11 protein-coding genes are annotated in these 13449 nt (G+C 65.4%); 3 read left to right on the top strand and 8 right to left on the bottom strand.

Annotation, left to right across the window (positions count from 1 at the left end):
* Window positions 1–3 precede the first annotated feature (3 nt).
* Window positions 4–864, top strand: a complete 861-nt coding sequence (locus tag IVB41_RS33560; RefSeq protein ID WP_247439129.1) for an alpha/beta fold hydrolase — start codon at window positions 4–6, stop codon at window positions 862–864.
* Here the strand turns inward: IVB41_RS33560 and IVB41_RS33555 are convergent.
* From IVB41_RS33555 to IVB41_RS33545, 3 genes are all read right to left on the bottom strand, one after another.
* Window positions 861–1745 (bottom strand): 4-(cytidine 5'-diphospho)-2-C-methyl-D-erythritol kinase, encoded by an 885-nt coding sequence (locus IVB41_RS33555; protein ID WP_247438866.1) that lies wholly within the window; start codon window positions 1743–1745, stop codon window positions 861–863. The two genes, IVB41_RS33560 and IVB41_RS33555, sit on opposite strands and share 4 nt — an antisense overlap.
* 28 nt (window positions 1746–1773) lie before the next feature.
* Window positions 1774–3576: a tetratricopeptide repeat protein gene (locus tag IVB41_RS33550; RefSeq protein WP_027568607.1), complete on the bottom strand. Its 1803-nt coding sequence runs from the start codon at window positions 3574–3576 to the stop codon at window positions 1774–1776.
* A 325-nt stretch (window positions 3577–3901) separates the two neighbouring features.
* A complete protein-coding gene (locus tag IVB41_RS33545; protein ID WP_247438864.1) occupies window positions 3902–5563 on the bottom strand; it encodes an electron transfer flavoprotein-ubiquinone oxidoreductase in 1662 nt (553 codons plus the stop codon).
* Window positions 5564–5697: 134 nt separating this feature from the next.
* Here IVB41_RS33545 and IVB41_RS33540 point away from each other — a divergent pair, with 134 nt between their 5' ends.
* Complete coding sequence (locus IVB41_RS33540) at window positions 5698–6507, top strand: uracil-DNA glycosylase family protein (RefSeq protein WP_247438862.1); 810 nt, start codon at window positions 5698–5700, stop codon at window positions 6505–6507.
* Between the two features lie 124 nt (window positions 6508–6631).
* Here the strand turns inward: IVB41_RS33540 and IVB41_RS33535 are convergent, their stop codons facing one another.
* From IVB41_RS33535 to IVB41_RS33515, 5 genes are all read right to left on the bottom strand, one after another.
* Window positions 6632–8140 carry a glycosyltransferase family 39 protein gene (locus IVB41_RS33535; RefSeq protein ID WP_247438860.1) on the bottom strand — a complete coding sequence of 503 codons (1509 nt, stop codon included), beginning with the start codon at window positions 8138–8140 and terminating at the stop codon, window positions 6632–6634.
* Window positions 8141–8238: 98 nt separating this feature from the next.
* Entirely contained in the window at window positions 8239–9096 is an 858-nt protein-coding gene (locus IVB41_RS33530; RefSeq protein WP_247438858.1) for a ribonuclease HII, read from the bottom strand.
* Between the two features lie 77 nt (window positions 9097–9173).
* Window positions 9174–9629 carry a VOC family protein gene (locus tag IVB41_RS33525; protein ID WP_247438857.1) on the bottom strand — a complete coding sequence of 152 codons (456 nt, stop codon included), beginning with the start codon at window positions 9627–9629 and terminating at the stop codon, window positions 9174–9176.
* A gap of 24 nt (window positions 9630–9653) precedes the next feature.
* Window positions 9654–10817 carry a PA0069 family radical SAM protein gene (locus tag IVB41_RS33520; protein WP_247438855.1) on the bottom strand — a complete coding sequence of 388 codons (1164 nt, stop codon included), beginning with the start codon at window positions 10815–10817 and terminating at the stop codon, window positions 9654–9656.
* Between the two features lie 63 nt (window positions 10818–10880).
* Window positions 10881–11030 carry a hypothetical protein gene (locus IVB41_RS33515; RefSeq protein ID WP_247438853.1) on the bottom strand — a complete coding sequence of 50 codons (150 nt, stop codon included), beginning with the start codon at window positions 11028–11030 and terminating at the stop codon, window positions 10881–10883.
* Here IVB41_RS33515 and IVB41_RS33510 point away from each other — a divergent pair.
* Window positions 11029–13443, top strand: a complete 2415-nt coding sequence (locus tag IVB41_RS33510) for a phosphoketolase (RefSeq protein WP_247438851.1) — start codon at window positions 11029–11031, stop codon at window positions 13441–13443. The genes IVB41_RS33515 and IVB41_RS33510 overlap by 2 nt on opposite strands.
* The last annotated feature ends 6 nt before the right edge of the window (window positions 13444–13449 follow it).

Genomic DNA, 13449 nt, shown 5'->3' with positions numbered 1-13449 from the left:
ACCATGCTCGCCCCGCAAAGCCGCATCTACGAGTCTCACGGCCTGCGGCTGCACTATGCCGATTGGGGCAACGACGGCGCGCCCGTCGCCATCTTGGTCCATGGCGGGCGCGATCACTGCCGGAGCTGGGACGTCACCGCCCGGTCGCTGCAGCCGCATTTTCACGTGCTCGCACCCGACCTGCGCGGGCACGGCGATTCCGACTGGACCAAAGGCGGCAGCTACGCGCTGACGGAGTATGTGTACGATCTCGCCCAGCTCGTCCGTGCCGTCGCGGCCCCTCAAGTCACTCTCATCGGCCATTCCATGGGCGGCATGGTCAGCCTGATCTTTACAGGGGCATTCCCCGAACAGGTCTCGAAGCTAGTCGTGCTCGACGGCGTGACGATGTTGCCGGATACACCAAAGCCGCCGGTACATGAGCGGATCGGCAAATGGGTCGGTCAGCTCGACAAGCTGCACGACCGCGCACCGCGCCGCTATTCGACGCTCGAAGACGCCGCGGCGCAGATGGTCCTTCACAACAAGCGGCTGTCTCGCGACCTCGCGCTGCATCTCGCCACCCACGGCGCGCGGCAGAACGAGGACGGCACCTATAGCTGGAAGTTCGATCCCTACCAGCGCGCCTCTGCGCCGCACCGGCTCTGGCCTGACGATCACATCGCGCTGTGGTCGCGCATCACCTGTCCGACGCTGCTCTTGAATGCCGGCGAAAGCTTTCTGGCTGGCCCGAGGGCCGCGTGCCTGGAGCGCTACTTTCCGCAGGCGCGTGTCGAGACCATCGCCGGCGCCGGACACTGGCTGCAACATGACAAGCCGCAAGAGGTGTTGGGCGAGATCCGGCGGTTTCTCGGGCTGGCCTAGCTCAGCGTCCCCGCGTGCACCCACCAACCCGAATGATCCCTGCGGATCTTCTCGGCGGCGGCATGCGCCTCGGCAAATGCGCCATAGATCGCAAAACACGTCGCACCCGAGCCGGACATGCGGGCGAGCTTGACGCCGGCGGAGCCACGCAAGGCTTCCAGCACGTCGCCGATGACAGGCTCGATGCGCATCGCGGGGGCTTCGAGATCGTTGGCGACGGTCTCGAGCGTGTCGACCCAATCGGCAATGGAGGCGCCCTCGCCCGGCCAGGCCGGACCGTCGAAGACGGACGTGGCGCCGACCAGGAGTTCGCCGTTGCGCAGGCCCAGCGCCTGAAACACATCCTTGGTCCCGACCGGCACGCGCGGATTGACCATCACGCAGGGCATGCTCGGCAAGGCCAGCGGCAGCAGCTGTTCGCCGACACCGGTCATGTCACAGGCGCGCGAGAACAGACAAACCGGCACGTCGGCACCGGTCGCAAGCGCAACCTTCTGGAGGCGGGCGTCGTCGAGCGACAGATCGTTGAGACGCGCCAGCAACCGCAGCGCCGCCGCGGCGTCGGCCGAGCCGCCGCCGATGCCGGCGGCGACCGGGAGCACCTTGTCGAGCGCGAAGGCGCCCAGCTTCAGGTTCGGGACGGCTTCGGCCAGGAGCTTGGCCGCCTTGAACACGAGATTGTCGGCCAAATCGCCGCAGGCCGCCGCGAGCGGCCCCGTCGTGGTGAGCTTCAGCTCGCCGCCGGGCTCCAGCGTGAGCCGGTCGGCGCAGTCGGCGAAAGCGACCACGCTTTCGAGATCATGATAGCCGTCGGCACGACGGCCGACCACGCGAAGGCTCAGATTGACCTTCGCGCGCCCTTCTTCAATCAACGCCGGCATAGACGACACGCCCCCAACTTCAACTCGCTCAGCCGCCCTTGCCGTCGTCCTTCTTCTTCTCCTTCTCCGCCTGCGCAGCCGAGGAGTTCGAATTGTCGTCGGTCATTCCGTTTGCAATCTTGGCCTCGATCTTCGGAAGCTCATCCGCTTCGGGCTTGAGATCGCGGGCGTGCGCCCACTGGAACTTGGCTTCCAGCGTGCGGCCGACGCGCCAATAGGCGTCGCCGAGGTGATCGTTGATGGTGGGATCCTCGGGCTTGAGGTCGATGGCGCGCTCGAGGTTCTTCACCGCGTCCTCGTAATTGCCGATGCGGTAATAGGCCCAGCCAAGGGAGTCGACGATGTAGCCGTCATCCGGGCGCTGCTCGACCGCCCGCTTGATCATCTTCATGCCTTCGTCGAGATTGATGCCCTGGTCGATCCAGGAATAGCCGAGATAGTTGAGGACGTGGGGCTGGTCGGGCTGCAGCTCGAGCGCCTTCTTCATGTCGGCTTCGGCCTTGCCCCACTGCTTGGAGCGCTCCTCGCAAATGCCGCGATAATAATACCAGACGCTGTTGGCCTTGTCGTTGCCGGCCGGCAGCACGTCGACGCCTTGCGAATAGGTCGCGCCGCATTCGCCAAACTTCTTGCGGCCGCGCTCGATGTTGCCGAGCGCCATGATGGCTTCGAGATCCTTGGAATCCTCAGTGGTGACGCCCTTGAGGATCTTGATCGCCTCGTCGGTGCGGTCGGCGGAATCCAGATCGATGGCGAGCTGAATCTGGGCGTTGCGCTTGAGCGGCGAGGACGCCGGCACGCGCTCGTAGACCTTGATCGCCATCTGCGGCCGCTTCACCGATTCATAGAGATCGGCGAGCGAGAGCAGCGCCAGGGGATGGGTGGGCTGGAGGTAGAGTGAGAGCTGGAGATAGACCAGCGCCAGATCCTCGCCGCCGCGGCGGGTCAGTGTGGCGCCGATGCCGTAGAGTGCTTCGGCGGCGCCGGCTTGCGCGCTATCAACCAGCGGCGGCATCTTCTTGCCGGCCTTGGTGTCGCGCAACCCTTCCACGATGAGCGGATGGCGGGCGAGCTTCTTGTCGAAAGCCTGGTAGACCGTGGTCGCGGCGGCCGAGTCCTTGTTACGCGACAGCCAGCGCGCATAGGCCTCGGTGACGCGCAACATGGAATCGTCCAGCTTGTAGGCGCGCTCGAACCGGGTGCCCGCGTCCTTCTCCTTGCCGGCGAGCTCGAGGATCATGCCGGCGTGGAGATCCTTGAACAGCGGATACCATTCCGGACCGGCCAGCTTGTCGATGGTGGCGACGCCGCCCTTGGCATCGCCCGCGCCATAGGCGGCCCAGCCCGACAGCAGCGTGGCGACGAGATCGGTGATCGGACCGCGGATCGACTGGTTGATGTTGGTCTGCGCCGTCGCGTACTTCTTGAACTTGAGATCGTGCACGCCGACGACGAGGCGTGCAACGCGGTTGGTCTTGTCGATGGTCAGGATGCGCTCGGCGAGCTTGACGGCTTCGTCGATGTCACCGTCGGCAACCGAGGAGATGAAGGCGCGGTCGAGCAGCTCGTTGTTCTTGGGATCGGTGCGCAGGGCCGAGCGATAGAACGCGGCGGCGGAGGCCGCATCGCGCTCGACGCTGGCGTGGCGGGCGGCGAGATAGCTGCCGGAAGTGGTCAGCGCCTTCAGATCGTTTCGGGTCGGAAACTGCGCCGCCGTGTCGGACGGATGATCCGGCGTCTGCGCCAGGACCCTGCCGGGGACGGTCGCGATCGCTGTGCCCATGAGGGCGATGGCGGCAACAGTCCAGCGGTTGAAACGATTTGAAAACATCAGGGCTCGCCTTGAGTTGGTAGTGCCTGGGTCTGAAGAAGGCCGTATCGCATGCGAACGCGGCCGGTGGCATGGGGACCCGGAACCGTCGGGCCAACAATGCCGCTTTTGGCGCTTCACCGCAAGGATTCGGGCGGGCGATCCCCTCCGCACGCCCCAAATCGGCCAAGTGACCGGTCAAGAGCGCCCCAAGACGCCGCCAGTATGGCCTTATCGTGACCACGGACCGCGACCGCGGCCGGGTTCTCACGCGAACGTGCGTCGCAGGGCCAAGGTCACGCAATCTTGGGCCTTGGTAACCTGGATTGTGGCTTGCTGACCCCGCCTACATCGCCTCGTAGTTCGGACCGCCGCCGCCCTCCGGGGGAACCCAGGTGATATTGCCGTTGGGGTCCTTCACGTCGCAGGTTTTGCAGTGGACGCAGTTCTGGGCGTTGATCTGGAAGCGCGGACCCGAACCTTCCTCGATCCACTCATAGACGCCGGCCGGGCAATAGCGATTCGACGGACCTGCAAACACGTCATGCTCAGAGGTCTTCTGGAGGTTCATGTCCGTGACCTTGAGATGGACCGGCTGGTCCTCCTCATGATTGGTATTGGACAGGAACACCGACGAGAGCTTGTCGAAGGAAATCTTGCCGTCCGGCTTCGGGTAGGTCCTCGGCGCGTGGGTCTTGGCCGGATCGAGCGTCGCGCGATCGGGCTTCGCGTGCGACTGGGTGCCGAACAGCGAACCGCCGAACAGCGTGTTGCACCACATGTCGAAGCCGCCGAGCGCAACGCCGAGGACCGTGCCGAACTTCGACCACAACGGCTTGACGTTGCGGACCAGGAACAAATCCTTGCCGACCGAGGAGGAGCGCCAGGCGTTCTCGTAGTCGACGATCTCGTCATTGGCGCGATCGGCGGCAATGGCGGACGCAACGTGCTCGGCGGCGAGCATGCCCGTGCCCATCGCGTTGTGCACGCCCTTGATCCGGGGAACGTTGACGAAGCCGGCCGCGCAGCCGATCAGGGCGCCGCCGGGGAAGCTAAGTTTCGGGACCGACTGATAGCCGCCCTCGGTGATGGCGCGCGCGCCATAGGCGAGCCGCTTGGCACCTTCGAAGGTGGAGCGGATTGACGGATGGGTCTTGAAACGCTGGAACTCGTCGAACGGTGACAGATACGGGTCATCGTAGTTGAGATGCACGACGAAGCCGACGGCAACGAGGTTGTCGTCGTAGTGATAGAGGAACGAGCCACCGCCGGTCTTCAGATCGAGCGGCCAGCCAAACGAATGCTGGATCATGCCCTTCTGGTGCTTGGCGGGATCGATCTGCCAGACTTCCTTGAGCCCGATGCCGAATTTCGCCGGCTCGCTCTTGGTATCCAGCGCGAACTTCGCGATGAGCTGTTTGGTCAGGCTGCCGCGCGCGCCTTCCGCGAACAGCGTGTACTTGCCGAGCAATTCCATGCCACGGGTAAAGGAGTCCTTCGGTTTGCCGTCCCGGCCGATGCCCATGTCGCCCGTGGCAATGCCCTTCACCGCGCCCTGCTCGTCATAGAGCACCTCGGCCGCGGCAAAGCCCGGATAAATCTCGACGCCTAGCGCTTCCGCTTTGCGTGCCAGCCACCGGCAGAAATTGCCAAGCGAGCCGATATAGCAGTGATGATTGTCCATCAGCGGCGGCATGATGAAGTTAGGCAGCCTAATCGCGCCGCCGCCCGTCATCCAGTAGAAGCGGTCGTCCTTCACCTGGGTCTTCAGAGGACAATCGGAATCCTCGCGCCAGTCCGGCATCAGCTTGTCGAGCCCGGCCGGGTCGATCACGGCGCCGGAGAGAATATGCGCACCGACCTCGGAGCCCTTCTCCACCACGACGACGTTGAGATCGGCATTGATCTGCTTCAGCCGGATCGCCGCAGCCAGGCCCGAGGGGCCTGCGCCGACGATGACGACGTCGAATTCCATGGATTCGCGCGGGGGAAGTTCTTCGGTGCTCATCTGATCTCAGCCCTTGAGACGGTCCTTGGTCGATTGCGCCCTCTTGTTTCCGATTTTTCCGGGTAGGACAACCTCGGAAATGCGTTTCGCCGGGGTGCAAGGCGCCCCAAACTGGACTAATAGTCAGCTTTCCGATGATCCCAGAACCCGCACCCACGGTCCGAGAGCTTCTCGCCTTCTATCTGGAGGCCGGAGTCGATTGCACGCTCGCGGAGGAACCGATCGACCGCTTGGCGGAATTGGATGTTCCACCTCCGGCCCCGCGCGCGCCACCTCCGGTCGAGGCCCCACGGCCGGCCGCCGCCCCGGCAGTGTTGCGCGGCGAGGCGGCCCCCGCGCCCGACATCGCGATCGCCTCGGCGCGCGAGGCCGCACGCACCGCGCCAACCTTGGAGGCGCTGCGCGAGTTGATGCAAAACTTTGACGGCTGCGCGCTGAAGCACACGGCGACACGGTTGGTTTTCGCCGACGGTAATCCGCAGGCGCGCATCATGTTCGTCGGCGAGGCACCGGGCCGCGACGAGGACATCGAGGGGCTGCCCTTCGTCGGGCGCAGCGGCAAGCTGCTCGACTTGATGATCGGAGCCATAGGCCTCAACCGCACCACCGCATACATCGCCAACGTGATTCCCTGGCGCCCGCCCGGCAACCGCACGCCGACGCCGCAGGAGACGCAAATCTGCCTGCCCTTCATCCAGCGCCAGATCGAGCTGGTGAATCCGGATGTGCTGGTGACGCTCGGCAATCCCTCGACGCAGACGCTGCTGTCGACCCGCGAAGGCATCATGCGTACCCGCGGCCGCTGGTTCGATTACGAGACGGGCGGGCGCACCATTCGCGCGCTGCCGACCTTCCACCCCGCCTATCTGTTGCGCTCGCCGTCGTACAAGCGGCTCGCCTGGCAGGATCTGCGCGCGATCGCGAAGGTGCTGGCGGGCGCGTGAGGAGGCGTACGACCTCTCCCCGTCATTGCGAGCGCAGCGAAGCAATCCAGAATCTTTCCGCGGAGGGACTCTGGATTGCTTCGTCGCAAGGGCTCCTCGCAATGACGACGGAAAGAGCGAGCGACTAAGTCCCCTTCGGCCGCACGATGGCCCAGCCGATGCGCAGCAGTTGCTGACGGCCGGTCACCAGCCATTCGAAGGCGCGCGGCACTTCCGGCACGATACCCGGGAAGCGCGCGAGAATGTCCGGCGGCGGGGTGCCCGCGGTGTCGGAGGCACGCCAGACCACGACGCCGCCGGTCTCGTTGAATTTGGCCTGATTGATCCACGGCGTGCGTGAAGGCTGGGCATCGATGAACAGATGCGGCCGGCCGGAATGCAGCGTGATCAGGCTCGCAAGCTGGGTCTCGCCGGCCACCGCGCGCAGGCGATGATTGGTGCGGCGGGCAAAGCTCTCGTCGAAGAAGTCCGAAATCGCGCGCGCCGGCATCGACGTCGCGATCTCGTTGGCACCGGTCCACGGCAGGAGCAGGACGGCGAGCGCGACGCCGATTGCGGGCGCGATGACGGCGGCCGCCCAGACCATCCGCAGCATCCTCGCGCGGCGCATCGCGATGAGATCGCCGGCCCCCACGACCACGGCAAGCCCCGACAACACCAGCACGACGCCGGCGCCGCCGACGACGGCGTCGAGGCCCAGCGGGCCCGAGATCAGCACCGCGCCGAGCGCCGGCGCCAGCGCGAAGAAATAGACGAAATTGCGCGCGAGCGGCTCGACCGGCGGGCGGTAGATGATCGGCGCCTCCTCGCTCTTGGGAACGAACAGGCCGGTGTTGAGCACGGTCAGCGCCGGGATCGCCGCCGCACCGAGCAGGAGCCCCCCGAGCAGCCAAGCCGCGTGAAGTGCGCGGGCATTGAGCTCGGCAACCTGCGGCAGGGACGGCAGGACGAACGCCTCGGCGCGCATCAGCCAGACGGCATAAGGCAATGCCAGCACGGCGACCACAACAAGCGCAAACAACGGGTCGAATGCGCGCAGCGTGCGGCGGCCGTCCGCGGTTGCGAGCGCGAAGACGACGATCAGCAGCAGCAGGAAGATCGCAGCCGGCGTCGTCAGCAGCAGGAGGCCCGCCTCGATCGACCAGGCAAACCAGGCGTTGCCGCGGCGCTGTCCGATGATCTGCCAGGAATGCAGCAGCAGCAGCGCCCAGAGCGGCCGCGCCAGCACCAGCGGGCCGAAGTCGAGTGCGGGCGAGGAGAAGGCCAGCAGCGTCATGGTCAGCAGCACGGCCAGCACTGCCTGCTGGGCGCCGACCACTGCGCGGGACAGATGATAGAGCGCGATGAAGGTCGCGACCCCACAGAGCTCCGCCAGGACGTAGACGCCGAACACGTGGCCGCCGGCAGTGCGATAGGCGATGTCGGCGAGCCAGACCGGCAAGGGCGGGCCCAAATCAGTGCCGACCTGGTATTCGCGGCCGAAGGCCAGCAGAGTCGCGAGGCTGCCGGGCGGGCTGCGATAAAACACCAGCGCCACGAACAGCCACATCGCGGCCTGGAGCAGCACGGCGATCCAGACGATCAGCCGCGGCCGCGCGCGAATGAGCTCGATGACCAGGGAGGTAAACCGCATGCAACGTCCGAAAGATGCAGCCAACCCGTGAAGCCGGCCCTATTCGCTCACGACTATTTTGATAGAGGGCGTGACGCGTCGTGGCAACCGAGTCTCGTCTAGAGATTTGCCGACGCGTCGATTTCCGAGCTCGTGTCCACCTGCAGCTCGATCTCGGTCACCGCAAACAGATTCTGCGCCGGCTCGACCGTCCAGGGCATGTGCTTGGCGCGTGCGGCGGCGACGGGGGCGAAGAAGCTGCGGTGGTGGACGGTGGGGCCGAGGCGGTTGAGCGCATCGAGGTGCTCGGGCACGGCGTAGCCCTTATGCTGCTCGAAACCGTACCCGGGGCAGTCCTGAGCCAGCGCGCACATCAGGCGGTCCCGCGTCACCTTGGCGACGATCGAGGCCGCTGCGATCGATAGGACGATGCCGTCGCCGCCGATCACGGCCTCGCAATCGCATTCCGTGTCGAGCCGGTCGCGGCCGTCGACGAAGACGTGCCGGGGCTGCTCGGGCAGCGCCACCACGGCGCGCTTCAGCGCCCACAGCGAGGCGCGCAGGATGTTGTCGCGGTCGATGCGGGCGCGGGAGGCGACGGCCACCGAGACCTGGGCGGTGGCGCAGATCTTGTCGAACAGCCTTTCGCGCTCCTCGGCGGTCAGGCGCTTGGAATCGTCGATGCCGCGCGGGATGCGGTCGGGATCGAGAATCACCGCAGCCGCCACCACCGGACCGGCCAGCGGCCCGCGGCCGGCCTCATCGCAGCCCGCCACCGGCCAGACGCCGCGCTTGATCAGCGCGCGCTCGCGGCGGAAGCTTGGGGCGACGATGATGGCACTCTTGGTGCCGGCCAGCGCCTTGGCGATTTTTTTGGGCGCAGCCTTCTCGTTCTTAGGCGCAACCTTCTTGTTCTCAGGCGCAGCCTTCTTGGGCGCGCCTTTGGCCGGCTTCTTGGCGGATTGATCCCGAATCATGGCCGGGATCGTGCGCAAGCGGCATGGCCTGCGCAACCGGGAACCTCGGACAATTCCCGTTATTCAAGGCAGCCGCCCTATTCCGCCAGATGCACCCGCCGGTCCTCGCCGACTTCGATGCCGGGCGCGACCACGACTTCCCAGGGATGGCCGTCAGGATCGGCGAAATAGCCGGAATAGCCGCCGTAGTCGGTCTCATGCGCGGCTTTCAGCAGCGCGGCGCCCTTGCTGACGGCGAAGGCCAGCACCGCGTCCACCTCCTCAGGCACGCGGCAGTTCCATGCGAGCGTCATGCCGCGAAACGTCGATGGCCTCGGATGATCCGGCAATTTGGCGTCGACCGCGAGCTGATCCCAGGGAAATAGCGCCAGCACCGGACCGCCGGTGTCATAGAACGCCACGGCCTCGCCGGTCACCTTGAGCCGGCGCGAGAAACCAAGCGCGTCGTAAAAGGCAATACTGGCGCGGATGTCGCTCACGCCCAGCGTGATGACGGTGAGCCGCGGGATCGGGGCTGGCAGTTCCTTACTCATGCGACGCCTCTCCCACTTCGTCCCTCAGAACAGGCTGAGCTGATCGCCGTTCCGCTTCGGCTTGGCAAAATGATCCGTCGTCAGCTTGGAGCGCCGCTTGTTCAGCCCCAGCCTGTCGCAGGCGATCTCGAAGCGGCGACCGATGGTCCAGGCCATCGGGCCGGTGCCCTTCATGCGCTCGCCCCATTTCGCGTCGTAGTCGCGGCCGCCGCGCATGTCGCGGATCAGCGTGAAGACGTGGCGATAGCGGTCCGGATAGTTCGCCATCAGCCATTCACGAAAGAGATCGCGCACCTCGAGTGGCAACCGCAGCAGCACGTAGGAGGCTTCCTTGACGCCGGCATGGGCGGCAGCATCCAGGATGCGTTCGATCTCGGAATCGTTCAGCGCGGGAATCACGGGCGCGACCATGACGGTGGTCGGAATGCCGGCCTCGGAAAGCTGCTTCAGCGCCTCCAGCCGCTTCGGCGGCGTGGACGCCCGCGGCTCCATGGTGCGCGCCAGCTTCGGATCGAGCGAGGTCACGGAGATGCCGACCTTGGCGAGGTTGCGTTTGGCCATGCGCGCGAGAATGTCGATGTCGCGGGTCACCAGCGCCGACTTGGTGACGATCCCGACGGGATGGCCGGCGCGCTCCAGCACCTCCAGAATGCCGCGCATGATTTTGCGCTCGCGCTCGATCGGCTGATAGGGATCGGTGTTAGTGCCGATCGCGATCATCCGCGGCTCGTAGCCCGGCGCCGCAAGCTCCTTCTCGAGCAGCGCCGGCGCCTCGGGCTTCACGAACAGCTTCGACTCGAAGTCGAGCCCCGGCGACAGGCCGAGATAGGCATGCGTCGGCCGCGCGAAGCAATAGACGCAGCCGTGCTCGCAGCCGCGGTAGGGATTGATCGAACGGTCGAAGCCGATGTCGGGAGATTCGTTGCGGGTGATCACCTTGCGCGAGGTGTCGATCCCGACCGTGGTCTTGAACGGAGGCAGTTCTTCAAGGCTCTGCCAGCCATCGTCGAATGCGACGCGCGCCTCGGCCTCAAAGCGGCCGCTGGCGTTGGACTGCGCGCCCCGGCCTCGCCTGCGCTGGCGGTCGATGGCGACCGCCAGCTCAGGGAAGTCAGAAGGCGCACCCGCCGGCTCGGAGGGCGCCGTGACCGGCGGGTGCTTGAGAGCATGAGAGGATGCTGGACTCATGAAGCCAAGATAGCACGTCGAAGGAACAAATCAAGAACACAAACCAAAAACGTGAAAACAACCTCATGCACAGTAGAGCTGCCCAAACTTCGCGCGCCCGCTTTTGACCTCACGCAACAGTGGCGTCACGGCGATCTCGTTTGATGCTGCCGAAGGATCGATCTCGCCGGAACTCGGTTGGTGACGATCCCGGGTGAAGGTCGGCAGGAACATGACAAATCAACAACAATTGGCCGCAGCGAGCAGCGACCTCAATCTGCTCGACCGCTATTGGCGCGCCGCGAACTATCTCTCCGTCGGGCAGATTTACCTGCTCGACAATCCGCTGCTGCGCGAGCCGTTACGGCCCGAGCACATCAAGCCGCGTTTGCTCGGCCATTGGGGCACGACGCCCGGTTTGAACTTCATTTATGCCCATCTCAACCGCGTCATCCGCGCGCTGGACCTGAGCGTGATCTATGTGTGCGGTCCCGGCCACGGCGGCCCCGGCATGGTCGCCAACACCTATCTCGAAGGCAGCTACAGCGAGATCTATCCCGATATCGCGCGCGATACCGACGGGTTGTGCAAACTGTTCAGGCAATTCTCCTTCCCCGGCGGCATCCCGAGTCACGCGGCGCCGGAGACGCCGGGCTCGATTCACGAAGGCGGTGAGCTCGGTTACGCGCTGGTGCATGCCTATGGCGCGGCATTCGACAATCCCGACCTGATCGTCGCCTGTGTCGTCGGAGACGGCGAGGCCGAGACTGGCCCGCTCGCGGCGTCCTGGCACTCCAACAAGTTCCTCAATCCTGCCCATGACGGCGCGGTGCTGCCGATCCTGCATCTCAACGGTTACAAGATTGCCAACCCAACCGTGCTCGGCCGGATGCGCGACGACGAGATCCGCGATCTCTTCCGCGGGCTCGGCCACGAGCCGCTATTCGTCGAGGGCGACGATCCGAAATTGATGCACCAGGCCATGGCGGACGCGCTCGACGTCGCGTTCGCCAGCATCCGGTCGATCCAGCAGCACGCCCGCGACGGCCGCAAGAGCGTCGAACGCCCGCGCTGGCCGATGATCGTGCTACGCAGCCCGAAGGGCTGGACCGGCCCCAAGGAAGTTGACGGCAAGAAGGTCGAGGGTTTTTGGCGTGCACATCAGGTGCCGGTCGCGAACTGCCGCGACAACCCTGCGCATCTGAAGATTCTCGAAGACTGGATGCGCAGCTACGAGCCGGAAAAGCTATTCGACGCGAACGGCGCGCTCGTTGCCGAGCTCCAGGCGCTCGCGCCCGAAGGCAATCGCCGCATGGGCGCCAATCCGCACGCCAATGGCGGCCTTCTGAAGAAGGAGCTGAAGCTGCCGGACTTCCGCAGCTTCGCCGTCAAGGTTCCTCAGCCGGGCGGCATCGTGGCGGAGGCAACCCGCGAGCTCGGCAAATTCCTGCGCGACGTCATCCGCCTCAACGCCGAGGCCCGCAACTTCCGCATCATGGGCCCGGACGAAACCGCCTCAAACCGGCTCGATGCGGTGTTCGAGGCCACCGAACGCGTCTGGATGGAGCCGACAAAACCTTACGACGTGCATCTCGCCCAGGACGGACGCGTGATGGAAGTCCTGAGCGAACATCTCTGCCAGGGCTGGTTAGAGGGCTACCTGCTCACGGGCCGGCACGGCTTCTTCTCCTGCTACGAGGCGTTCATCCACATCGTGGATTCCATGTTCAACCAGCATGCCAAATGGCTGAAAGTGACGCGGCATCTGCCGTGGCGACGCCCGATCGCCTCGCTCAACTATCTGCTGACATCGCATGTCTGGCGCCAGGACCACAACGGCTTCAGCCATCAGGACCCCGGATTCGTCGATCTCGTCGCCAACAAGAAGGCCGATATCGTCCGCATTTACTTCCCACCGGACGCCAACACGCTGCTGTGGATCGCCGATCACTGCCTGCGCACCTATGACCGCATCAACGTCATCGTGGCCGGCAAGCAGCCGGCGCCGCAATGGCTGTCGATGCCGGAGGCAGCCACGCACTGCGATGCCGGCATTGGCATCTGGAGCTGGGCCGGGACGGAAGACGCGAATGGCGAGCCCGATGTCGTGATGGCCTGCGCCGGCGACGTGCCGACACTGGAAACGCTCGCCGCCGTCGACCTGCTGCGCAAGGCGCTGCCCGAGCTGAAGATCCGCGTCGTCAACGTCGTCGACCTCATGACGCTGCAACCCAGGGAGCAGCACCCGCACGGCTTGTCCGACCGCGACTTCGACGGCCTGTTCACGCGCGACAAGCCGGTGATCTTCGCCTATCACGGCTATCCCTATCTGATCCACCGGCTGACCTATAACCGGACCAACCACGCCGGCATGCACGTCCGCGGCTTTGCCGAGGAAGGCACCACGACGACGCCGTTCGACATGGTCGTGCTCAACGAGCTCGACCGCTATCACCTCGCGATCGAGGCGATCGAGCGCGTGCCGGGGCTCGCGACCAAGGCGGCGCAGGTGAAGCAGCAATTCCGCGACAAGCTGATCGAGCATTCGCGCTATGTGCGCGAATACGGCGAGGACATGCCGGAAATCCAGGAATGGGTCTGGCAGAACAGCGCCGGCGGCAACACGCCGGCGGAGGCAGGCGACTGACAGCAG

Origin of the sequence: Bradyrhizobium sp. 44, from assembly GCF_023073095.1 — a bacterium.
In the GTDB taxonomy this organism is placed as follows: domain Bacteria; phylum Pseudomonadota; class Alphaproteobacteria; order Rhizobiales; family Xanthobacteraceae; genus Bradyrhizobium.
Note: the sequence above shows the minus strand (reverse complement) of the source record. Positions and strands in the feature narration are given on the sequence as shown.